This window comes from Micromonospora eburnea, assembly GCF_900090225.1.
In the GTDB taxonomy this organism is placed as follows: domain Bacteria; phylum Actinomycetota; class Actinomycetes; order Mycobacteriales; family Micromonosporaceae; genus Micromonospora; species Micromonospora eburnea.
The window spans coordinates 247907-269929 of sequence record NZ_FMHY01000002.1 but is presented as its reverse complement, the minus strand read 5'-3'; the positions used below and the strand labels follow the sequence as shown (position 1 = coordinate 269929).

General features: G+C 72.7%; 25 protein-coding genes. 6 read left to right on the top strand and 19 right to left on the bottom strand.

All coding sequences use genetic code 11. The features are described from left to right. Positions 1-49 precede the first annotated feature (49 nt). The 10 genes from GA0070604_RS01555 to paaA all read right to left on the bottom strand — a co-directional run bounded on the left by GA0070604_RS01555 (position 50) and on the right by paaA (position 7258). Positions 50-268 carry a hypothetical protein gene (locus tag GA0070604_RS01555; RefSeq protein WP_091112944.1) on the bottom strand — a complete coding sequence of 73 codons (219 nt, stop codon included), beginning with the start codon at positions 266-268 and terminating at the stop codon, positions 50-52. Between the two features lie 83 nt (positions 269-351). After that, positions 352-1062 (bottom strand): demethylmenaquinone methyltransferase, encoded by a 711-nt coding sequence (locus tag GA0070604_RS01550; protein ID WP_091112942.1) that lies wholly within the window; start codon positions 1060-1062, stop codon positions 352-354. Positions 1063-1554: 492 nt separating this feature from the next. Further along, on the bottom strand, positions 1555-2745 hold the full coding sequence (gene mqnC, locus GA0070604_RS01545; RefSeq protein WP_091112939.1) for a cyclic dehypoxanthinyl futalosine synthase: 1191 nt from the start codon (positions 2743-2745) through the stop codon (positions 1555-1557). A gap of 57 nt (positions 2746-2802) precedes the next feature. Continuing rightward, positions 2803-3213, bottom strand: a complete 411-nt coding sequence (locus GA0070604_RS01540; protein WP_091112935.1) for a type II toxin-antitoxin system VapC family toxin — start codon at positions 3211-3213, stop codon at positions 2803-2805. Continuing rightward, positions 3210-3488 carry a type II toxin-antitoxin system Phd/YefM family antitoxin gene (locus GA0070604_RS01535; protein WP_091112930.1) on the bottom strand — a complete coding sequence of 93 codons (279 nt, stop codon included), beginning with the start codon at positions 3486-3488 and terminating at the stop codon, positions 3210-3212. Before GA0070604_RS01535 ends, GA0070604_RS01540 begins: the two co-directional genes overlap by 4 nt. Before the next feature lie 52 nt (positions 3489-3540). Then, positions 3541-4650, bottom strand: a complete 1110-nt coding sequence (gene paaE, locus GA0070604_RS01530) for a 1,2-phenylacetyl-CoA epoxidase subunit PaaE (RefSeq protein WP_091112926.1) — start codon at positions 4648-4650, stop codon at positions 3541-3543. Further along, on the bottom strand, positions 4647-5123 hold the full coding sequence (gene paaD / locus GA0070604_RS01525) for a 1,2-phenylacetyl-CoA epoxidase subunit PaaD (protein ID WP_091112923.1): 477 nt from the start codon (positions 5121-5123) through the stop codon (positions 4647-4649). Before paaD ends, paaE begins: the two co-directional genes overlap by 4 nt. Before the next feature lie 55 nt (positions 5124-5178). Next, entirely contained in the window at positions 5179-5904 is a 726-nt protein-coding gene (paaC, locus tag GA0070604_RS01520; protein ID WP_091112921.1) for a 1,2-phenylacetyl-CoA epoxidase subunit PaaC, read from the bottom strand. Next, the gene (gene paaB / locus GA0070604_RS01515; RefSeq protein WP_091112917.1) at positions 5901-6191 is read right to left on the bottom strand and encodes a 1,2-phenylacetyl-CoA epoxidase subunit PaaB; all 291 of its coding nucleotides are present in this window, start codon (positions 6189-6191) and stop codon (positions 5901-5903) included. Before paaB ends, paaC begins: the two co-directional genes overlap by 4 nt. After that, complete coding sequence (gene paaA / locus GA0070604_RS01510; RefSeq protein ID WP_091112914.1) at positions 6188-7258, bottom strand: 1,2-phenylacetyl-CoA epoxidase subunit PaaA; 1071 nt, start codon at positions 7256-7258, stop codon at positions 6188-6190. The genes paaB and paaA overlap by 4 nt, the downstream gene beginning before the upstream one ends. 364 nt (positions 7259-7622) lie before the next feature. On the opposite strand from paaA, the gene GA0070604_RS01505 reads away from it, so the two are divergent. Next, positions 7623-8612, top strand: coding sequence for a hypothetical protein (locus GA0070604_RS01505; RefSeq protein WP_091112910.1), 990 nt, complete (start codon positions 7623-7625; stop codon positions 8610-8612). Then, the gene (locus GA0070604_RS01500; protein ID WP_091112906.1) at positions 8612-9550 is read left to right on the top strand and encodes a serine hydrolase; all 939 of its coding nucleotides are present in this window, start codon (positions 8612-8614) and stop codon (positions 9548-9550) included. Before GA0070604_RS01505 ends, GA0070604_RS01500 begins: the two co-directional genes overlap by 1 nt. Before the next feature lie 62 nt (positions 9551-9612). Here GA0070604_RS01500 and GA0070604_RS01495 read toward each other — a convergent pair whose 3' ends face one another. From GA0070604_RS01495 to GA0070604_RS01485, 3 genes are read right to left on the bottom strand one after another with little or no spacing between them, the layout of a single operon-like run. Further along, positions 9613-10464 carry a menaquinone biosynthetic enzyme MqnA/MqnD family protein gene (locus GA0070604_RS01495; protein ID WP_091112901.1) on the bottom strand — a complete coding sequence of 284 codons (852 nt, stop codon included), beginning with the start codon at positions 10462-10464 and terminating at the stop codon, positions 9613-9615. A 33-nt stretch (positions 10465-10497) separates the two neighbouring features. Beyond that, positions 10498-11826 (bottom strand): MFS transporter, encoded by a 1329-nt coding sequence (locus tag GA0070604_RS01490; protein ID WP_091112898.1) that lies wholly within the window; start codon positions 11824-11826, stop codon positions 10498-10500. 45 nt (positions 11827-11871) lie between these two features. Next, positions 11872-12453 carry an ArsR/SmtB family transcription factor gene (locus GA0070604_RS01485; RefSeq protein WP_091112894.1) on the bottom strand — a complete coding sequence of 194 codons (582 nt, stop codon included), beginning with the start codon at positions 12451-12453 and terminating at the stop codon, positions 11872-11874. A 206-nt stretch (positions 12454-12659) separates the two neighbouring features. Between GA0070604_RS01485 and GA0070604_RS01480 the strand changes: the two genes are divergently transcribed. Then, entirely contained in the window at positions 12660-14975 is a 2316-nt protein-coding gene (locus GA0070604_RS01480) for a HelD family protein (protein ID WP_091112890.1), read from the top strand. A gap of 173 nt (positions 14976-15148) precedes the next feature. On the opposite strand, the gene GA0070604_RS01475 is transcribed toward GA0070604_RS01480, so the two are convergent. From GA0070604_RS01475 to GA0070604_RS01460, 4 genes are read right to left on the bottom strand one after another with little or no spacing between them, the layout of a single operon-like run. After that, positions 15149-15748 carry a hypothetical protein gene (locus GA0070604_RS01475; RefSeq protein ID WP_091112885.1) on the bottom strand — a complete coding sequence of 200 codons (600 nt, stop codon included), beginning with the start codon at positions 15746-15748 and terminating at the stop codon, positions 15149-15151. A gap of 4 nt (positions 15749-15752) precedes the next feature. Continuing rightward, complete coding sequence (locus GA0070604_RS01470; RefSeq protein ID WP_091112882.1) at positions 15753-16106, bottom strand: YbaB/EbfC family nucleoid-associated protein; 354 nt, start codon at positions 16104-16106, stop codon at positions 15753-15755. A gap of 9 nt (positions 16107-16115) precedes the next feature. Beyond that, positions 16116-17042, bottom strand: coding sequence for a WXG100 family type VII secretion target (locus tag GA0070604_RS01465; RefSeq protein ID WP_091112879.1), 927 nt, complete (start codon positions 17040-17042; stop codon positions 16116-16118). A 10-nt stretch (positions 17043-17052) separates the two neighbouring features. Next, complete coding sequence (locus GA0070604_RS01460) at positions 17053-17379, bottom strand: hypothetical protein (protein WP_091112877.1); 327 nt, start codon at positions 17377-17379, stop codon at positions 17053-17055. Positions 17380-17561: 182 nt separating this feature from the next. Between GA0070604_RS01460 and GA0070604_RS01455 the strand changes: the two genes are divergently transcribed. The 3 genes from GA0070604_RS01455 to GA0070604_RS01445 all read left to right on the top strand — a co-directional run bounded on the left by GA0070604_RS01455 (position 17562) and on the right by GA0070604_RS01445 (position 20076). Further along, positions 17562-18452, top strand: a complete 891-nt coding sequence (locus tag GA0070604_RS01455) for an ABC transporter ATP-binding protein (RefSeq protein WP_091112874.1) — start codon at positions 17562-17564, stop codon at positions 18450-18452. Between the two features lie 8 nt (positions 18453-18460). Next, positions 18461-19201, top strand: coding sequence for an ABC transporter permease (locus GA0070604_RS01450; RefSeq protein ID WP_091112870.1), 741 nt, complete (start codon positions 18461-18463; stop codon positions 19199-19201). Positions 19202-19296: 95 nt separating this feature from the next. Further along, the gene (locus tag GA0070604_RS01445; protein ID WP_091112865.1) at positions 19297-20076 is read left to right on the top strand and encodes a VOC family protein; all 780 of its coding nucleotides are present in this window, start codon (positions 19297-19299) and stop codon (positions 20074-20076) included. A 57-nt stretch (positions 20077-20133) separates the two neighbouring features. Here the strand turns inward: GA0070604_RS01445 and GA0070604_RS01440 are convergent, their stop codons facing one another. Next, positions 20134-20964: an ABC transporter ATP-binding protein gene (locus GA0070604_RS01440; protein ID WP_244161707.1), complete on the bottom strand. Its 831-nt coding sequence runs from the start codon at positions 20962-20964 to the stop codon at positions 20134-20136. Then, positions 20961-21992, bottom strand: a complete 1032-nt coding sequence (locus GA0070604_RS01435) for a FecCD family ABC transporter permease (protein ID WP_208602208.1) — start codon at positions 21990-21992, stop codon at positions 20961-20963. The genes GA0070604_RS01440 and GA0070604_RS01435 overlap by 4 nt, the downstream gene beginning before the upstream one ends. Positions 21993-22023: the final 31 nt, after the last annotated feature.

The window sequence follows — 22023 nt, the reverse complement described above, 5'->3', positions numbered from 1 at the left end:
AGGGGTACCTAACTTCGCGAGAACAGGCCGGTAGGAGTCCACTTCGGCGTCACGGACGGGCCGGCGCGGCCGGTCCGAGGCCGGCGTCGAGGCGGATGGTCTCGGGCAGGTGCTCGCGCAGCGCGCCGCCGGCCGCCCGGTCGAGCGCGGCCAGCACCTCGGCGACCACCTGACGGACGTCTGCGGGATCCGCGCCGGCCAGCTCCTTGAGCTGCGCGATGAGTTCCGCGGCGTCGTCGTCCGTGGCCGCCTGCTCTGGTCCCGTCATGGGGGCGAGCCTACGGGACTAAATGGAGTAATAACGGATATTCACGAAATGGACAGTGACCCCCTGCCACGGCCGGTCGACCGTCAGTCCCGGACCGCCCGGTGCAGCGCCGCCAGCCCGCCGGTCAGGTTCCGCCAGGCGACCTGCCCCCAGCCGGCCTCCTGGATCCGCGCCGCCAGGGCGGCCTGGTCCGGCCAGGCCCGAATCGACTCGATCAGATAGACGTACGCGTCGGGGTTGCTGGAGACCACCCGGGCCGCGGTCGGCAACCACCGCATCAGGTACGACAAATACGCGGTGCGGAACAGCGGGTTGGTCGGGTGGCTCAACTCACAGATCACCAGCCGACCGCCCGACCGGGTCACCCGGGCGAACTCGCGCAGGGCCGCCTGGGTGTCGACCACGTTGCGGAACGCGAAGGAGATGGTCACCGCGTCGAAGGTGGCGTCCGGGAAGGGCAGCCGCAGCGCGTCGCCGGCCAGCAACGGCACGTGCGGCCGGGTCCGGCGACCGGCCTGGAGCATGCCGAGGGAGATGTCGGCGCCGACCACGTACGCGCCGGACTGGCCCAGTTCCTCGGTGGAGACTCCCGTACCCGCGCCCACGTCCAGCACCCGTTCCCCGGGGCGCAGATCGAGCGCCGCCCGGGTGGCCCGGCGCCAGGCCCGGTCCCGGCCGGCGGTCATCACCGTGTTCGTCACGTCGTAGCGAGCCGCCACGCCGTCGAACATCGCGGCGACCTCGTGGGGCTGCTTGTCCAGGCCAGCGCGCTGGCCCTGCGGGGTACGGCTCATCCCCTCACTCTGCCAGCCGGCCGCCGCCCGGCGCCCCTCGGGTACGTGCGGACGGGCCGACAGCACCGCCGGCCGCCCACGCCCGCCGGAGCGGACAGCGAGGGCGGGATGATGTCCATCCCGCCCTCGGCTGCCGTGCGTTATGTGAACGGCCCTCGCGGGCCGGTGGAGGATGACCGGCGGACGGCCGGCCCGAAGATCATGAGGTTCACCCCGGTGAGGAACGTAACGGGGACCAGCGGGGACGTTAGCGGCCCGCGATCATCCTCGCCACCCTCCGCGCCGGAGCCTCATCACCCCAGGTGGCCGACCGCCACCCGAAATCGCCCCAATTGACAGCTCTTGTTGCGACGGGCGCCGGAGGCCGGTCGCGTGAACGGGCACCGGAAAACAGCCCCGCGACGACCGCGTGGTGACCGTTCGGCCGACCGCAGCGCCGAGCCGGCCGAACACCAGGCGTACGGCGGGCATCGCGGGGAGCGACGGAACGACTCAGTTCACCTCGACGAGCGGCAACGACTTCCCCGCCCCGCCGCCCGGCAGGGCGATCGACGAGAAGTGCGAGACCACCCGGTCGTCGGTCGGGTCGTCGGCCGGCGTCCAGTGCACCGCGAGCCGGTGGTAGAGGGTGTCCCGCTGGGCCGGGATCCGGTCGGCGGTGCGGATCATGCTGATCAGCTCGTGCAGGTTGGACCGGTGCCGGGCGCCGGCCGAGGAGATGACGTTCTCCTCCAGCATGATCGAGCCGAGGTCGTCCACGCCCATGTGCAGCGCGAGCTGGCCGACATCCTTGCCGGTGGTCAGCCAGGACGCCTGGAGGTGCGGCACCGTCTCGAAGAACAGCCGGGCCACCGCGACCAGCCGCAGGTATTCCATGGTGGTCGCCTGGGTACGGCCCTTGAGGTGGTTGTTCTCCGGCTGGTACGTCCACGGGATGAACGCCCGGAAGCCACCGGTGCGGTCCTGCACGTCACGGATCATCCGCAGGTGCTCGATCCGCTCGGCGTTGGTCTCGCCGGTGCCCATCATCATGGTCGCCGTCGATTCGAGGCCCTGCCGGTGCGCCAGCTCCATGACCTCCAGCCAGCGCGCGCCCGACTCCTTCAGCGGGGCGATCGCCCGGCGCGGCCGGTCCGGCAGCATCTCGGCGCCGGCGCCGGCGATCGAGTCCAGCCCGGCGGTCTTGATCCGGGCGATGGCCTCGTCCAGGCTCACCCCGGAGACCTTGGCCATGTGCAGGATCTCGCTCGGACCGATCGAGTGGATGGCGAGCTGCGGATACGCCTTCTTGACCGCCGAGAACAGCTCCTCGTAGTACTCCACCCCGTAGTCCGGGTGGTGGCCGCCCTGGAGCATCACCTGGGTCGCGCCCAGCTCGACCGCCTCGCCGCAGCGGCGCAGGATCTCCTCGGTGGGGTGGGTCCACCCCTCCTTGTGCTTGGGCGCCCGGTAGAAGGCGCAGAACTTGCACGCCGTCACGCAGACGTTCGTGTAGTTGATGTTGCGGTCGATCAGGTACGTGACGATGTTGTCCGGGTAGCGCCGTCGGCGCACCGCGTCCGCGGCCTCGCCCAACGCGTGGAAGGGCGCCTCGGTGTAGAGCAGCAGGGCCTCCTCGGGCGTGATCCGCCCGCCGTCCGCGCCGCGCTGCAGGATGTCGTCGATCTCCCGGCTCACCGTCACGCCTCCGAGCCTACGCCGACCGGTTGCGGCTGCCGTAAGGGGCGTTCGGACCCTGAGTCAGTTCATGCCCGGGCTCGCCACCGGCAGGCCCACGGCCTTCGCCGCGTCCAGCAGCCGCCGGTCGTAGGTGACGAAGGCGGCGAAGTCGGCGCCCGCCTGGCGGGCCAGGATCTCCGCGGTCGCCAGGTGGATCGCGTCCAGGCTGCGGAGCAGCGGCTCGGCGTAGGCACCGGCGGCGGCCCGGACAGCCGCGTCGATCTCGACCCGGTAGAGCCGCCCCAGTACCGACGGAACGCCGACCAGCGCCTGCGGCGCAGCCCGACGGAGGGCCCGTGGCACCTCCACCTCGACCAGAGCCGACGAGACCATCGACATCCCGACCCGCTCGTTGAGCCAGCCGACCAGCTCCGGGGTCTCCTGTTCCCGACGAAGGAGCTTGATGACCGCCGCGGAGTCGAGGTAGATCACCAACGCTCCTCGTCCCGCGACTCGGCCAGGACGGCCGCGACATCGACGGCGGGGTCGCCGAGTACCGGCGGCATCGGCACCGGTCCGGCCGAGGACGGGGCCGTCGCCCGGCCCTCGGCCACCAGACGGCCGAGAAGCGCGTCACCCGCCAGGATCGGGACCAGGCGAGCGATCGGTTCGCCCCGATCGGTCACCTCGACCGTCTCGCCGGCGCGCACCCGCGCCAACACCCGGCTCGTGTGCTGGTTCAGCTCCCGGACCGCGATCTGCTCCATGACACGAGTGTAGAACAGGACGTTCTACAGGCCGCCTGATCGGCGCGGAGGATCAGGCGTCGTAGTCGACGGTGAGCTCGTCCGTCAGCGGGCTGGACTGGCAGGTGAGCACGTACCCGGCGGCCATCTCGTCCGGCTCCAGCGCGTAGTTGCGGGCCATGGTCACCTCGCCGGCGACCACCTTGGCCTTGCAGGTCGAGCAGACCCCGCCCTTGCAGGCGTACGGCAGCTCGCCGCGGACCTTCAGCGCCGCGTCCAGCACCCGCTCGTCCCGCCCCATGGTGAAGCTCGACGAGCGCCCGTCCAGCACGATCGTCACCTCGGTGCCGGCACCGGGCTCGGCCACGGGGCGGCGGACCGGCTCCGGCGGGGCGTCGACGTGGAACAGCTCGGTGTGCACCGCCGCATCCGGCAGACCCCGGGCGGCGAGCACCGCCTTGGCATCCACCACCATCCCGTACGGGCCACAGAGGAACCACTCCTCGATGGCGTCGCCGGGGACGATGGTGTCCAGCAACCGGGTCAGCCGCTCGGCGTCGATCCGCCCGGAGAGCAGCGGCGATTCACCCATCTCCCGGGACAGCACGTGCACCAGGTGCAGCCGGGTCGGATACCGGTCCTTCAGGTCGGCCAGCTCCTCGGCGAACATCACCGAGTTCGCGGTGCGGTTGCCGTACACCAGGGTGAAGGTGCTGGCCGGCTCGACGGCCAGCGCCGTCGCGACCAGCGAGAGCACCGGGGTGATCCCGGAGCCGGCGACCACCGCGCCGTAGTGCCGGGCCCGGTCCGGCGCGAACGCCGTGGTGAAATGCCCGAGCGGGGGCAGCACCTCGACGGTGTCGCCGCCGCGCAGCGCCCCACAGGCGTACGCGGAGAAGGCGCCACCGGGAATCTCCCGCACCCCGATCCGCAGCCGGCCGTGCCGGGCCAGCTCCTCCGGCGTGGAGCAGATCGAGTACGACCGCCGCACGTCCTCCCCGCCTTCGGCGGGACGCCGGACCGTGAGGTGCTGGCCGGCGGAGAACGCGAACGTCTCCCGCAGCTCCTCGGGTACGGCGAAGGTGATCGCCACGGCGTCGTCGGTGAGCCGGTCGACGGCGGCGACGGGAAGCGGGTGGAAGACCGGCCGGCGGCGGACCGGTCGGGTGATGGTGACAGTCACAGCGCCTTCAGGTGGTCGAAGGGTTCGGAGCAGGAACGGCAGCGCCACAGTGCCTTGCACGCGGTCGAGCCGAAGCGGCTGACCTGCTCGGTGTCCGGGGAGCCACAGCGTGGGCAACGGACGGCGAGGGTCAGCGACACGACGTTCCCCGCCCGGGTCGGCGCGGGCGGGGCGATCCCGGCGGCGGCGAGCTTGGCCCGGCCGCGCTCCGAGATCCAGTCCGTGCTCCACGCCGGGGCGTGCACGGTGCGGATCTCGGCGTCCGGGTGACCGGCGGCGGCCAACGCCCGGCGGATGTCGGCGCGGATCACGTCCATCGCCGGGCAGCCGGTGTAGGTGGGGGTGATGGTGACGACCACTCGGCCGGTCGCCGGGTCCTCGTCCACCGAGCGGAGGATGCCCAGCTCGTCGATGGTGACGACCCGGATCTCCGGGTCCACCACCGCCGCCACGGCCTCCCGCGCGTCACTCACCAGCGCCGCCTTCCGGTCGCGGCTGCGGGGCTCCGCTGCGCCGCACTCCTCGCGCTCACCACTTTGCTCCGGGGTGGGCGCGGTGCAACACCTGCATCTCGGCCAGCAGGTACGACAGGTGCTCGGTGTGCACGCCGTCCCGGCCCCCACCGGGCTGCCAGCCGTCCGCGGGCCTGGTCAGCGTCGCCTCGGCCAGCACGGCGTCCACGCATGTGTCGAAGTCGGCCCGCAGGGTGGCCGGGTCGACCGGCGCCGCCGGGTCCGCCGCGAACAGCTCGTGGGTGTACGGCCACACCTGCTCGACCGCGACCTGCATCCGGCGGTGCGACTCCTCGGTGCCGTCGCCGAGCCGCTTCACCCACAGCGCGGCGTGGTCCAGGTGGTACGCGGACTCCTTGCGTGCCTTCGCGCCGATCGCGGCGAGCCGCTCGTCGGCGCACCCGGCCAACGCGGTGTAGCGCGGAAGCTGGTACGCGGCCAGGAAGAACAGCTTCGCCATGGTGACCGCGAAGTCGCCGTTGGGCAGCTCGACCAGGAGGCAGTTGCGGAACTCCCGGTCGTCGCGCAGGTACGCCAGCGCGTCCTCGTCCCGGCCGGCGCCCTCCAGCTCACCCGCGTACGTGAGCAGGAGGCGGGCCGCGCCGAGCTGGTCGAGGGCGATGTTCGCCAGCGCGATGTCCTCCTCCATCTCCGGCGCACGGGAGGTCCACTCGCCGAGCCGCTGCGCCGCGATCAGCGCGTCGTCGCCGAGGCCGAGGGTGTAGTCGAAGAGGCTGGTCACAGGTGCGCCACCCCGTCCGGCACGGGGTAGAAGGTGGGGTGGCGGTAGACCTTGTCGGCCGCCGGGTCGAAGAAGGCGTCCTTCTCGTCCGGGCTGGACGCGGTGATCGCGCTCGCCGGCACCACCCAGATGGAGACACCCTCCTGACGGCGGGTGTAGAGGTCCCGGGCGTTACGCAGGGCCAACTCGGCGTCGGGGGCGTGCAGGCTGCCCACGTGGGTGTGCGACAGCCCGCGCCGGGCCCGCACGAACACCTCCCAGAGCGGCGACTGCTCCTTGCTGCTCATGCGGCAACCTTCTCCTTCTGTTCCTCCGCCCGCTTCGCGGCGTACGCCGCGGCGGCCTCGCGTACCCAGGCGCCCTCGTCGTGGGCGCGGCGCCGGTGCGCCATCCGCTGCCGGTTGCACGGCCCGTTGCCCTTGATCACCCGCATCAGCTCGTCGTAGTCGGGCTGGGTGAAGTCGTACGCCTGCCGCTCGTCGTTCCAGCGCAGGTCGGGGTCGGGCAGGGTGAGCCCGAGGATCTCGGCCTGCTGCACGCACATGTCGACGAAGCGCTGGCGCAGTTCGTCGTTGGAGAACCGCTTGATCTTCCAGGCCATCGACTGGGCGGAGTGGGTCGAGTCGCCGTCCGGCGGCCCGAACATCGCCAGCGACGGATACCACCAGCGGTCGATCGCGTCCTGGGCCATCGCCTTCTGCGCCGGGGTGCCGTGGGCCAGCGTGTGCAGGATCTCGTAGCCCTGGCGCTGGTGGAACGACTCCTCCTTGCAGACCCGGATCATCGCCCGCGCGTACGGGCCGTAGGAGCAGCGGCACAGCGGCACCTGGTTGACAATCGCCGCGCCGTCGACCAGCCAGCCGATAGCGCCCACGTCCGCCCAGGTCAGCGTGGGGTAGTTGAAGATCGAGCTGTACTTCTGCCGGCCGTTCAGCAGCAGTTCCACCAGCTCGTCCCGGCTGACACCCAGCGTCTCGGCCGCGGCGTAGAGGTAGAGGCCGTGGCCGGCCTCGTCCTGCACCTTGGCCAGCAGGATCGCCTTGCGTTTCAGCGAGGGGGCCCGACTGATCCAGTTCCCCTCCGGCTGCATGCCGATGATCTCGGAGTGCGCGTGCTGGGCGATCTGCCGGATCAGCGTCTTCCGGTACGCCTCCGGCATCCAGTCGCGTGGCTCGATCTTCTGATCGGCCGCGATCACGTCGGTGAAGTAAGCGTCGAGGTCGTCGTCCGGGGCGGGCCCGCCGTGCCGGGCGCGGGCCGCCGCCTCACGCAGGGCCGCCTCCGCCGCCTCCACCTCGCCGAGCAGGCCGCCGCCCGGACCGTCCTCGAGCGGGGCGAAGTCGTTGCCATACATGAGGCCAGTGTTACAGCTCTCGACCAATGACACCAGAGGGTGTAACAGGTTTGGGATACCACCGTCCGTCACCCGATGACCGCTGCCAGTGAGAAGCCGCGACGAGCGACGGCTGTGACATCAACCACTTAGCGAACGTGAATCCTCTCAAGGGCGGCACAACAGCCGATTACCCCGCCATCACGGCGAGTTGCCAGGTGCCAAGTTCTGGCGTCCGGCCTGTCCGGAAGTAGACTTCCCCCGGCACACCGATCGGCTGCTGACGATCGCCACCAGTTCCAGGTCACCCCCGACCTCGGCGATCAGGCCGAACCAACTCGGAAAAGCCGGTCCCCCCGGCCAGACATCTGGAGTTCACCCACTCATGCGACATCGCGTGATCATGGTGCTCGCCATCGTGGCAGTCCTCCTCGGTGGCGTCATGCTGGTGCCCGCCGCGTACGCCCGCCTCTCCGGCGGCGACACCCTCGCCAGCCTCGGCGGCATCGGGGGCGGGGAGAAGGTCCCCGCCCCCGCGCCCACCCCGCCGCCCCCGCCCACCCTGGCCGACGCGCCCGTCTCGGTGAACTTCAAGGGAGAGTTCTTCTCCTGGGCCCTGATGGACCGCAAGACCGGCAAGATCAGCGGCGCCAAGAACATGACGTCGACCAGCTCCACCGAGTCGATGATCAAGGCGTGGATCGTCTCCGACTACCTGCGCCAGCTCGGCGACAAGGAGCCGACCACGGCGTTGAAGAAGGCGGCGAGCCTGGCAATCAGGGACAGCAACGACGACGCGGCGAACCAGGTCTACTATGCCGCCGGCGGGTCCTACAAGGTCTCGTCGGACGGCATGCCGAATCCGGTGATCCAGCGGGCGATCAAAATCTGCGGCCTCACCGACACCAAGCGCGGCGCGGTTGACCCGTACAAGGGCTACTGGAGCTTCACCCAGATGTCCCCGCGTGACGCCGTCCGGCTCGGCGACTGCATCGCCGACGGCAAGGCCGCCGGCCCGAAGTGGACCAAGTGGGTCCTGGACGAGATGAGCAAGGTCCGGGGCAGCGTCAAGACCCAGCAGCAAAAGTCCGGCGGCGGCAAGTGGGGCATCATCGACGGCCTGCCGGCCGAGATCAAGGCACAGGGCCCCGTCAGCATCAAGAACGGCTGGACCCCGCTCAACTATGACGGCAACTGGCACGTCAGCTGCCTGGCCGTGACGGACAAGTGGAGTCTCGCGGTGATGATGCGCTACCCGCAGAAGGACGGGCTGGAATACGGCGCGGACGTCTGCGCCAGCGTGGCCACCCAGCTGGTCACCCCGCAGCCCGGCGCCGCCCTCAAGGTGCCGCAGCAGCCGGTCGGGAAACTCTGATGGCCGGCACCCGGCGCCGGCCCGGCAGCAACCAGCGGCCGCTGATGTTCAGCGCCGTCGCGATCACCCTGGTCGGGGCGGTGCTCGTCGCGCTCCGGCTGGTGCCCGGCTCCCCGCTGGGCCCCAACCCCACCTCGCACCAGGCCGTCGCGAGTGGCCGCTCCACGAACACGCCCACCGACCGCAGCTCCCGCGCCCAGCCGACGCCCTCCCCGTCGCCGTCGCTGGAGCCGCTGCCGTTCACCGCCCAGAACCTCGACAGCCTCGACCTCAAGGGCTGGTACTCCTGGGCCGTGCTGGACAAGCGCACCGGGAAGGTCATCGGCTCCAAGAACATGGCCGAGACCAGCACCACCGCCTCGCTGATCAAATCGTGGATCGTCGCCGACTACCTGCGGCGTACGGCCGAGGACGGGAAGACCCCGAGCGACGCGAAGCTGGCCGACGCCACGAAGATCATCCGGGACAGCGACAACACCCGCGCCGAGCAGTTCTACAACAGCGTGGGCCGGGCCGACTCAATCAAGCGGCTGATCAAGACGTGTGGGCTCACCGACAGCAAGGTCGCCAGCGACGGTGGCTGGAGCCGGACCAACCTGTCCCCACGGGACACCGCCCGACTCGGCCTCTGCATCGACGACGGCCGCGCCGCCGGGCCGAAGTGGACCAAGTGGCTGATCAACGAGATGCGGCTGGTCCGCGGCGCCGGCGACTTCGGCATCCGTAAGGCGTTCCCGGCCGCCGAGCAGAAGAAGATCGCCATCAAGAACGGCTGGATCGACCGGACCAAGGAGCAGGAGATGCACATCAACTGCCTGGCCATCGGTGACACCTGGACGATGGGCGTGATGGTCCGCTACCCGATCGGCATGGGCTACGACTACGGCATGAAGAACTGCCAGAAGATCACCGAGGCGCTGCTGCGCCCGGCGCCCTGACCCACCGGTCGATCCGGCGGCGGTGTCCTGGTGGACGCCGCCGCCGCGTCGTTCCGGGCCGGTCAGCCCTGGAAGAACCGCGGCCCGTCCGCGGGCAGGGCGGGCGCCTCGCCGATCTCAGCGGCCCGGCGGGCGAACTCGCGCAGCCCGGCCACCTGCCGCTCGCCGAGCGAGAAGTCGAGGGTACGGAAGTAGGTGGCCAACGTCGCCGCGTCGAACGGCTCCCAGCGGGCCGCCGCCTCGGCCACCTGGTCCAGCTCGGCCAGGCAGAGGTCGCGCGAGCGCAGGAACGCCTCGTGCACCTCCTTGACCAGGCCGGGGTGGGCGGCGGCGAAGTCCCGGCGTACCGCCCAGACGGCGAAGACCATCGGCAGGCCGGTCCAGTCCCGCCAGGCCTGCCCGAGGTCGGTCACCTGGAGGCCCTTGCGGGGCGCCTCGTAGAGCGCCCGCAGCGCCACGTCGCCGATCAGCACCCCGGCGTCGGCCTCCAGCAACATCCGGCTCAGGTCGGGCGGGCAGCGGAAGTACTCCGGCCGTACGCCGTACCGCTCGCCGAGCAGCAGCTGGGCCAGGAGCACCCCGGTACGCGAGGTCGAGCCGAGCGCGACCCGTGCCCCGTCCAGTTCGGCGAGGGGCTTGGTGGAGACCACGTTGACCGACAGCACCGGGCCGTCGCTGCCGACCGCCAGGTCCGGCAGGAGCAGCAGCTCGTCGGCGTGCCGCAGGTACTCGACGTGTGAGATCGGCCCGATGTCCAGGTCACCGGCGACCAGCGCGGCGTTCAGCCGGTCCGGCGAGTCCTTGTGCAGGTCGACGTCGATCAGCGCGCCGGACCGCATCAGCCCCCAGTAGATCGGCAGGCAGTTGAGGAACTGGATGTGTCCCACCCTCGGGCGGGCGATGCGGTCGGCCATGGCCCGACGTTAACCCCGGGCCGCCGGGCCGGTTCACGGGGTGGGCAGTTGAGTGGCCAACTCCGCATCCCGCTCCGCGGCCACCCGGTCCCGATCGGAGGCGGCCACCTCGGGCCGGCCGGGTGTGCCTGCGGGCACGGAGGTTGCCGCCGCCGCCCGTTCGGCGCGTACCGCCCGGCGGACGGGCAGCGCCAACGCGACCACCACCAGCACCCCGGCTACCCCGCAGCCGACGAGGAGGGGCCGGGGTTCGGCCAACTCCAGCAGCAGGCCACCGGCCAGGTAGCCGGCCATCCCGGCGCCCTGGACCGCGGCCCCGAAGACCGCGAAGGCCCGGCCCCGGGCCGCGTCGGGAACCCGCCGGGCCAGCAGCAGGTTGTTGAAGACGTTGTCACCGCCGTTGCTGACCCCGCCGGCCAGCCAGATCGGCACGAGCAGCCAGGCCGCCGGCACCGCCGCCGAGGCCAGGACCGCCAGGCAGCACCCGCCGAGCAGGGCCAGCCCGGCCCCGAGCAGCGCCCCGTCGTCGGCGAGGCGCCGGGCCACCCGGGCGAAGATCCAGCCGCCGATCACGATGCCCAGCGTCCAGGAGCCGGTCACCAGGCCGTACACGGTGGTGGAACTGTGCAGGGTCTCCCGGATGAAGAAGACCTCGATCACGTTGACCGCGCCCACCGCGCCGATCACCGCGGCGAGGCTGCCGACCATGACGACCAGCAGCGGGTCGCGTCGCAAGCGCCAGGTCGGCGGCGGGGTGGCCGCGCGGCCGGCCGCCGGCCCGGACCGTCGGCCCCCTCGGCGGGTACGGATCAGCAGCCCGGCCGCGACCAGCGCGAGATAGCTGGCGGCGTCGACGAGCAGCGGCACCCGGGTGCCGAACCCCCCGACCAGCAGCCCGGCCAGCGCCGGGCCGGCGAGCGCGCCGAGGGTGCCGGCGGTCTGCACGAGCGCGCCGGCCCGGGGCAGGTCTGCGGCCCGGACCATCACCGGCACCAGCGCGGAGAGCACCGGCTGGGTCACCGCGAGCCCGGCCGCGAGCAGCGCCACCAGGACCATGACCAGCGCCGGATGCCCGGCGTACGCGAGGGCGAGGCAGATCCCGGCCTGGGCGAACCCGGCGATCACCAGCAGCAGGCGGCTGTCGACCCGGTCGGCGAGGCGGCCGGTCAGCGGGGCGAGCACCACCAGCGGCAGAGTGGCGGCAAGCATCAGCCCGGACACGGCGAGGCCGCCCGCCCCGGCGGACTGCAGGGCCAGGGTCAGGGCACTCGCGGCGAGGAAGTCCCCGCAGCTGGAGACGCCCCGGGCGGCGGTGGCGAGCCAGACGTCCGACCAGCGCGACGGACCAGATGCGAAGGACATACTTCGAAGTTAATCCTTCACACCTGGTCGACACAACCCCGAATATCAGTCCAGAGGCAACGCCCGGTACTGCACGGCAACGCTTCGGGCCCCTTCCGGCGGGTTGGTCCGCACCCGCCGCCGGTACGGGTTGAGCAGCTCCTGGATCGCGTTGTTGAGCCCGATCAGTTCCTCCGCGGTCAGCAGCAGCACACTGTCGGCAAACCAGGCGGCCTCGTACCACTCGCGGGGCTCGTCCGGGGCCCGCCGGATCCAGTCCCGGACCCGCTGGCTGTCCCGGGCCAGGTGGGCGTCGACCAGGGCCAGCTCGGCGGCGCGGGCCTCGGAGTCGGCATCCGGCCCCGACTCGATGTAGTACGACGGGCTGTACGCCCGCCAGACCCGCTCCCGGGCGTCACCCCGGCTCGGGGCCTCCTCGATCAGCCCGAACTTCGCCAGCTCCCGCAGGTGGTAGCTGGTCGCGCTCGGCGAGAGGCCCGCGATCTCGGCGCACTCGGTGGCGGTCGCGCCGCCCTCCACCGTGCTCAGGTGTTCCATGATCGCCATACGCGCGGGGTGGGCCAGGGCCCGCATCACCTGCGGGTCGCTGATGGTCACCCGGCGCGGCTCGGGACGCTCCTCGGTCATGCCCCCATGATCCCGCTCGCGGCCGGGCTGGCCCAGCGACGGCCACCACCCGGCCCGGGAAAAACCGGTTGCCCTCCGTACGGACCGGAGTAAGCTGCTCTGTCCCGCCTGACGGCCGTGGTGAGTAGCACCGCACAGGACGTCCCGCGCCGACCGACGTCGGAAACGCGAGCGGCAGCGTTTTTCCCGTGACGAGGAGTACGTGGATGACCCTGCACGCACCCGAACAGACCCTGGACGCCGCGCTCGCCGCCGAACGCGCGCATCTGGACACCTCCCGTGCCGCGCTGCGCCGGATGCGCGAGCGCGCCGAGGCACTCTTCGCCACCGGTGACAAGGTCGCCGGGGACGCGTACACCGCCGAACAGTTGGGCCGGCACATGGCCCGGCGGGTAAAGGAACTGGCCGACGACCCGAGCACCCCGCTCTTCTTCGGACGGCTCGACTTCGGCGGAACAGCCGACGGACAGCACAGCGGCGGGACCGCCGACAGCCGGCACAGCGGCGACGCCGACGACGAAGTGGTCGGGGTGTACCACGTCGGGCGCCGGCACGTCACCGACGACCTCGGCGAGCCGCTGGTGCTGGACTGGCGGGCCCCGGTCTCCCGGTCGTTCTACCGGGCCAGCGCCCGCGACCCGCAGGGCGTCGCCGTCCGGCGCCGGTTCGGGTTCAGCGCCGGCCTGCTCACCAGCTTCGAGGACGAGCACCTGGACCGGGGCGAGGAGCTGGGTACGGCCAGCCGGATCCTCACCGCCGAGATCGAGCGCCCCCGCGTCGGCCCGATGCGGGACATCGTCGCCACCATCCAGCCCGAGCAGGACGAGCTGGTCCGGGCCGACCTGGCCGACTCGATCTGCGTGCAGGGCGCCCCGGGCACCGGCAAGACCGCGGTCGGGCTGCACCGCGCCGCGTACCTGCTCTACCTGCACCGGGAACGGCTACGCCGGTCGGGGGTGCTGATCGTCGGCCCGAACCGGGCGTTCCTGTCGTACATCGCGGCCGTGCTGCCGGCGCTCGGCGAGGTCGAGGTCGAGCAGGCCACGGTGGAGGACCTGGTCGCCCGGGTACCGGTACGCGCGGTCGACGACCCGGCCCTCGCCACCCTGAAGCACGACGTCCGGATGGCCCAGGTGCTGCGCCGCGCCGTCGACGCCCACATCGGTACGCCCACCGAGCCGATCATGGTGTCGGACGGCTCGTTCCGTTGGCGGATCGGCCTCGACCCGCTGCACCGGGTGGTCGACGAGACCCGCCGTGAGGGGCTGCCGTACGCCACCGGGCGGGAACGCGTCCGGGCCCGGGTGGTGGGGCTGCTGCAACGGCAGTCCGAGGCCCGCCGGGCGGAGTCGCCCAGCGACGCCTGGCTGCGCCGGATGGGCAAGGCCAAGCCGGTCACCGCCTTCCTCGACGCGGTCTGGCCGGCGCTCACCCCGGAGGGGCTGCTGCACCGGCTCTGGTCCGACGCCGACGCCCTCGCCGCGGCGGCCGACGGCCTGCTCACCGCCGAGGAGCAGGCCCTGCTGCTCGGCACCGCCGGCATCCCGAGCCGGACACGCGACCACGCGCCGGCCGACGGTGCCGCGCCGACGGCCGACGCGGCGACGGCCGACGTGGCAACGGCCGACGTGGCAACGGCCGACGTGGCAACGGCCGACGTGGCAACGGCCGACGTGGCAACGGCCGACGTGGCAACGGCCGACGTGGCGACGGGCGACGGGGCGACGGGGCGGCGGCCCGCTCGGGCGGTGGCCGGGACGAAGCTGGGCCGTACCCCGAAGGCGACGAAGTGGACCGCCGCGGACGCCGTGCTGATCGACGAGGCGGCCGGGTTGATCGAGCGGCCCGGCGGATTCGGGCACGTGGTGGTCGACGAGGCGCAGGACCTCTCCCCGATGCAGTGCCGGGCCATCGCCCGCCGCAGCGAGCACGGCTCGATCACCCTGCTCGGCGACCTGGCCCAGGGCACCGCGCCGTGGGCGGCCACCGACTGGCGCGAGTCCCTCACCCACCTCGGCAAGCCGGACGCGGCCGTGGTGCCGCTGAGCGTCGGCTTCCGGGTGCCCGCCGTCGTGGTCGCGTTCGCGAACCGGCTACTGCCCGCGCTCGCCGTCGACGTGCCCCCGGCCGAGTCGCTACGCCGCGACGGGACGCTGGACGTGCGTACCGCCGAGGACCTGACGGCGGCGACGGTGGCCGAGGTGCGCGCGGCGCTCGCGCACGACGGCTCGGTCGGCGTGATCGCCGCCGACGACGCGGTGGACGGGCTCCGCGCGGCGCTCGCCACCGCCGGCGTGGAGACCGCGACCGCCGACGACGTCGACGCCGCGGCGCGGGTCACCGTGGTCCCGGCGACCCTGGTCAAGGGCCTGGAGTACGACCACGTCGTGGTCGTCGAGCCGGCCGCGATCGTGGCCGCCGAGCCGCGCGGCCTGCACCGCCTCTACGTGGCGCTGACCCGGGCGGTCTCCCGCCTCTCGGTACTGCACCACGCCCCCCTGCCCGCTCCCCTGGCCGCCTGACTCCGTCGTCCGCGACCTCGGCTTGATCGACTCCATGTGCGGCATACGGTGGTCATCGCCTCGTGGGAGACCACCACGTGCCGCACACCGAGTTGATCAAGCGGCGTGCCCGCCGGGAGTGGTCCCGACCGGCCCGCCGGGCGGCGACCGTCAGCCGGTGAAGGTGGCGACCGTCAGCCGGTGAGGGCGGCGGCGACCGCACGCAGCGGCCGGCCCGACTCGGCGATCGGCACGGTGAAGGACAGCCAGGAGCCGTCGGCGAAGTCGACGCGCAGGCGCTTCGGGTTGAGCCGGTGCCAGCCCACCCGCGCCGACGCCACCTCGGCCCGCGACGCCGACCAGGCGACCGAGGTCTCGGCCAGGGCCCGCTCGTCGTCCTCCTGGCTGGACAGCAGCTTCGTCGCGCCGGTGCGGCAGACCAGCAGCCGCCGGTCGGTGACGGCGAGCACGGTGTGCCGCACCTTGCCGTCCGGCCGGGCCGGGTTGACCGCCCGGTGCAGGCGGGAGGCGGCCGAGCCGGGTGCGCCACGGCCGGCGATCCCCCAGCCGATCAGGTCCACCAGCCGATCGCCGCGGTCCCAGGTGACCAGCGGGAAGAGCAGGTTGAGCAGCACCGAGGTGACGGTCGCCCGGCCGGAGGCGGCGGGGGCCGCGTCGTCCGGCGGCGGCGAGGGTGCCACGCCGCCGCCGATCTCCGCCGCCGCGTACGCCAGCACCCGCTCGCCCGGGTCGACGAGCTGGTCGATCCGGTCGCGGTATCTGCTGTCGTCCATCGGCTCAGTACCGCTCGTAGCCGTATCCGTCGTCGGCCGGGCGCTGGGTGGCCGGCGCGCCCCCCATCACCTCGCCGACGATGTCGCGGACCCGGGCGGCGGCCGCCTCCTGGGCGCGGTTCGCGGCGGCGGTGAACTCCTCGGCGAGGGTGTACGAGTCGAACCGCATCGCCCGCGCGTTGATCTCGGTGGAAAGGATCTTGCCGTCGGCGGCGGCGGTGACGGTGACCAGACCGGAGTCGCTCACCCCCTCGGCGCTGCTCTGCTCCAGCTCGGCCATCCGCGCGCCGAGCTCACGTTGCCAGCCGTCCAGGTTGCGGGCCAGCGCCTCGATCCGGTCCAGGGCGGGGAAGGTCATGGCTGCCTCTCAGTTCACGATCGAGTCGAAGACGTTCTGCACACCCTTGGTGTACGGGCCCAGATCCTCCTTGTAGGTGCCGTCCACCAGATAGTTGCGGTCCTTGTGCCCGTCGGAGATGTCATGCAGGCCGACACCGGTGTCCAGCAGGGCGCCACCGATGCCGGGGATGTTCACCGGCGAGGCCTGGTTGATCGCGAACCGACCCGGGAAGAGGATCGCGGTCCGCTGTAGCTTGAACTGGAGCGCCTCCTTGGTGTAGCCGGACTTGTTCCACGCCTTGTACGCCTTCTTCGCCTTGCGCAGCTCCATCACGGTCTTGCGGTACTTCGTGAGCAGCGCGGCGACCTTCTCCAGCTTGGTCACCAGCTTGGTGAGGATCTCCGCGAACCGGGCGACGATCTTGGACATCCGGCCGACCGTGGTGGCGAGCCGGGCCAGCACCCGGACCACCGTGGCGGCCAGCGTCACGCCCGCGCTGAGGACGGCGGCCACCGCCGCGATGATGACCTCGGTCAGGAACCAGAGCAGGAACTCCAGGATCAGCTCGACCAGCAGGTTGAACGCGTCGACCGCCGCGTTCGCCGCGTCGACCAGCACCTCCTTGGTGCCGTCCAGCCCCTTGGCCAGCTCCTCGATCGCCTCCTCGACGGACTCCATCGAGGCGTGGAACTTCTCCGCCGCGTCGCCGTCCCAGGCGCCCCGCAGCCGGGCCCGGTCGGCGATCTGGTCACCTGCGATCTGCCGGACCGCCTCACCGGTGGTCAGGGCGAGCTGGGCCGCCCGCATCAGGTCGTCCGGCTCACCCGCGACCAGCTCCAGCAACTGCTCGAACGGCCAGAGCACCGCCTGTGAGAGCGGCTTGAACGGGTCGGGCGTGCCCGAGACGATCTGCTCGAAGTAGGTCTTGTTGCGCTGGAGCGCCTCCGTGCTCATCCCATCCCCCTCAGGCCGGCGCGCCGGGCGCGAACATGTCGTTGGTCGCCACGTCGGTCCCGGTGTACGCGTCGGCCGTGTCGCTGATCCCCTCGGCGATGTCGGCCATCACCTCGGCGCCCTCCGCCAGCCCGGTGAGGCACGCCTCGAACTGCTCGGCGTACGCGGCGGCCAGGCTGAAGGACGCCGGCATGATGCCGAAGGCGTGCCGGGGCACGTGCCCGTCGTGGAACACCTGCCGCAGTTCACCGAAGCGGCTCGCCCGGTCCCGGGACGCGGCGGCGAAGGCGGTCAACGCCTCCGGTTGGACGTCCAGGTTCTTGCTCGGACTGGTCACGGACCCTCCCCAGTGTCCCGTCGGCATCCCGCCCGCTGTCGCCAGGCCACCGCGGACGGGAATACCACAGTAGGCGATCCGCTGAGCCCGACGCCGCCCCGGCCGGCAGCGGCGTAACTGGCGCCGGCACGATACACAGGTGACGGCAGAAGCGCCCGGGACCGCCCCACGAAGGAGACCCGATGATCCTGGCCCACGCCGACCAGGTCAGCCGCCGCTACGGTGACGTGCTGGCCCTGGACGGGGTCGACCTGACCGTACGTACCGGGGAGCTGGTCGGTCTGCTCGGCCCCAACGGCGCCGGCAAGAGCACCCTGATCAACCTGCTGGTCGGGATACGCCGGCCCACCGCCGGACGGGTTGAGCTGTTCGGCGGCGACCCGCGCGACCCGGCCAGCCGGCGGCAGCTCGGGGTCACCCCGCAGGAGACCGGCCTGCCCGGCACGCTCCGGGTCGGCGAGGTGATCGACTTCGTCTCCCGGCACTTCCCCGACCCGGTGCCCCGCGGCGAACTGCTCGACCGGTTCAGCCTCGCTGACCAGCTCAAGCGCCAGACCGGCGGCCTGTCCGGCGGGCAGCGCCGCCGGCTCGCGGTGGCCCTCGCCTTCGTCGGCCGGCCCCGGCTGGTCGTCCTCGACGAGCCGACCACCGGGCTGGACGTCGAGGCGCGGCACGCCCTCTGGGAGGCGATCCGCGGCTTCCACGCCGACGGCGGGACCGTGCTGCTGAGCAGCCACTACCTGGAGGAGGTGGAGGCCCTCGCCCAGCGGGTGGTGGTGATGGGGCACGGGCGGGTGCTCGCCGACGACACCGTCGAGGCGATCCGGGGCATCGTCGGCGTACGCCGGGTCAGCCTGGTCGCCGACGACCTGCCACCGCTGCCCGGGGTGGTCGCCACCGAGCACACCGAGGGGCGTACCCACCTGCTCACCACGGACGCCGACCAGCTCGTCCGCGACCTGGTCATCGCCGGGGTGGCGTTCCGGGACCTGGAGGTCCGGCCCACCTCGCTGGAGGAGGCCTTCCTCGCCATCACGGCCCACCACCGGCCCACCATCACCGCCGCCGTCTAGGAGACCTCGTGCCACTCGCCCTGGTCCACGCCCGCTACCAACTGCTGGAGACCGTCCGGATCCCGGTCGCGGTCTTCGGCAGCGCGTTCTTCCCCGCCGCCGCGATGCTCTTCTTCGTGGTGCCCTTCACCGGCGAAGACCCGGCCGCCGCCACCTACGCCACCGCCGCCATGGTCACCTTCGCGGTGATGAGCGCCAACATCTTCCAGTACGGAATCGGCGTCGCCGAGGACCGCGACAAGCCCTGGGACCCGTACACCCGGACGCTGCCCGCGGGGCCGGCGGCCCGGCTCACCGGCCGGATCCTGGCGGGCCTGGCGCTCACCTACGTGTCCATGATCCCGGTGGTGGTGATCGCGGCGGTGGCCACCGAAGCGAGCGTGAGCCCGGTCCAGTTCCTGCTCGGCGCCGGCGCGGTGGCGGTGATCTCGGTGCCGTTCACCCTGCTCGGGCTCTCCATCGGCTACTCGCTGCCGAGCAAGGCGGCGATCGTGGTCGCCCAGCTCGTCTTCTTCCCGCTCGCCGTCGGCGGCGGCCTGCTCACCGGCGGCCCGGACACCACGCCCGGCTTCATCAAGACGATCGCCCCCTACCTGCCCACCCGGGGCGCGGTGGAGGTGATGTGGGCGGCCACCACCGACCTGCGGCCCAACCCGGTCTCCCTGGTCATGCTCGGCGTGTGGGTGGTGGTGCTGGCGACGGTCGCCGGGTGGGCGTACCGGCGGGACGAGGGACGCCGCTTCACCTGACGGTTTTGCCCGATTCCAGCCCGGTGGGGGACCCGGCGGTGCCACGATGCCGGCAGGGCGTGCCAGCGGGGCCGCCCCCGGCGAGAGGGGTCACCGTGAGCGGCGTGGAGCCCGGCACGCCCTGCTGGACCGACCTGGCGACCCCGGGGCTGGATGACGCGAAACGCTTCTACTCGGAGCTGTTCGGCTGGACCGGCCAGGTCTCCCCGGAGCCCACGGCCGGCGGCTACACCGTCTTCCGGAAGGACGGGCGGGCCGTCGCCGGAGTCGGCCCGCCGGCCACTCCCGACCAGGTGCCGATCTGGTCGACGTACGTGGCGACCGACGACGCCGACCTGGTGGCCACCCGGGTCGAGGCGGCCGGCGGCCAGGTGGTGGTGCCCCCGTTCGCGGTCTCCGACCAGGGCCGGATGGCGGTCCTCTCCGACCCGGCCGGGGCGGTGTTCAGCGTCTGGCAGCCGATGGCGATGCGCGGCGCGGAGCTGTTCAACGCGCCCGGGTCGATGTGCTGGAACGAGCTGGTCACCCCCGACCCCGAGCGGGCGAAGGACTTCTACGCGCTGGTCTTCGGCTGGCACGCGGAGGAGCAGCCGGCCGAGCCGGCGCCGTACACCGGGTGGCGGTGCGGCGCGCTGATCGTCGGCGGGATGACGCCGCCGCTGGCGGAGCTGCCGGCCGACCTGCCGGCGTACTGGTCGGTGTGGTTCGCGGTGGCGGACGCCGACGCCACCGCCGCTCGCGCCGCCGAGCTGGGCGCGGCCGTCCTGGTCCCGCCCCGGGAGACCCCGAAGGGCCGGCTCACCGCCCTCCGCGACCCTCAGGGCGCCATCTTCTCCACCCTCGCCCCCCGCCCCGTCCGCCACGCCACCGTCTGACAGCGGTTAACAGGGGGCCCTTGCTCTACCGGAGGCGTTAACAAGGGGCCCCTCCTTTCAACGAGGGCGGACCGGGACGACGAGGGGGCCGTGGTCGCCCTGGACGACCCGGACGTGGGCGCGGTAGTGGGTGGCGAGCAGCTCCTCGGTGAGCACCTCGTGTGGGGGGCCGGCGGCGGCCACCCGGCCGTCGGCGAGCAGCACCAGGCGGTCGGCGTACTCGCCGGCGATGGAGAGGTCGTGCATGGTGGCGAGCACGGTCAGGCCGTGCTCGCGCCGGAGCTGGTCGACCAGCTCCAGCACCTCCTGCTGGTGGCCGATGTCCAGCGCGCTGGTCGGCTCGTCGAGCAGCAGCAGGGTGGCGCCCTGGGCCAGGGCACGGGCCAGGAACACCCGCTGCCGTTCCCCGCCGGAGAGGGTGGCCAGTTCCCGGTGCCCGAACGCGCCCAGGTCGAGCCGGTCCAGCACCTCCCGCACGGCGGCCAGGTCGGCGGCCGACTCCCGGCCCAGCGCCGGGATGTACGGGGTACGCCCGAGCAGCACGTAGTCGAAGACCGACATGCCGGCCGGTACCACCGGGGACTGGGCGACGGTGGCGACGACCCGGGCCCGGTCGCGGCGGCGGAACGCCTGGATCGGCGTACCGAAGAGGGAGACCGCGCCCGGCGCGGACAGCAGGCCGCCGACGGCGCGCAGCAGGGTCGACTTGCCGGCGCCGTTCGGGCCGATCACGGTGACCCACTCGCCGGCGGCGACGGTCAGGTCCACGCCGGCCAGGATCGGCGCGCCGCCCAGGCTGACGCGCAGGCCCCGGACCTCTACCGCGCTCGGCGAGGCTTCCGGTCGCGGCTGCGGGGCTCGCGCCACCGGCTCGCTCCTCGCGCTCATGTGAACACCCGCCGGGCGGTGCGCAGGACCAGGACGAAGAACGGGCCGCCGAGCAGCGCGGTGACCACGCCGATCGGGATCTCGGCGGGGGCCGCGGCGGTCCGGGCGACCACGTCGGTCAGCGCCAGGAACGCCCCGCCGAAGAGCATCGACAGCGGCAGGATCACCCGATAGCTGGATCCGGCGAGCATCCGTACGGTGTGCGGCACGATGATGCCGACGAAGCCGATCAGCCCAGAGGCGGAGACGGCGGCGGCGGTGCCCAGCGAGGCGGCGGCGATCAGCAGGTAGCGGGAGCGCTGCGGGTGCAGCCCGAGACCGGTGGCCTCGTCGTCGCCGACGCTGAGCACGTCCAGCTCACGCCGGTGCAGCAGCACCACGATCGCGGTGAGCAGGAAGTACGGCAGGACCAGCCGGACGTCGCGCCAGCCGGCGGTGGCCAGCCGGCCGAGCAGCCAGGAGTAGACCTGCTGAAGGCTCTCGGCGTGCTGTTGCATCAGGTACGTCTGCCCGGCGGCGAGGAACGCCGAGACCGCCACCCCGGCCAGGATCAGCGTGGCGGGTGACCGGTCGCGCCCGCCGGCCGCGCCGAGCAGGTACGTCAGGGCGACCGCGCCGAGGGAGCCGACGAACGCGGCGAGCGGGATGGTCACCGGCAGGCCGCCCACCGCCCCGCCCGCTCCGACGCCGAGCGCGATCGCGGCGGTCACCGCGAACCCCGCACCGGCCGCCACGCCCAGCAGGTACGGGTCGGCCAGCGGGTTGCGGAAGACGCCCTGGTAGCAGCCGCCGGCCAGGGCGAGCAGCCCGCCGACGAGCAGGCCGAGCACGACCCGGGGCAGCCGCAGCTCGGTGACGATGGCGATCTCCCGCTCGCTGAGCCCACTGTCCAGGTGCACCCCGGGCAGCAGGTTGAGCAGCTCGGCGGCGACGCTGCCGGGCGGCAGGCTGACCGGGCCGAGGGACACCCCGGCGACCAGGGCGACCAGCACTGCGGCGACCCCGGCGATCAGCCAGCGCTTGCGCAGCCCGGCCGGTCGGAGCCGCGCGCCACGCCCG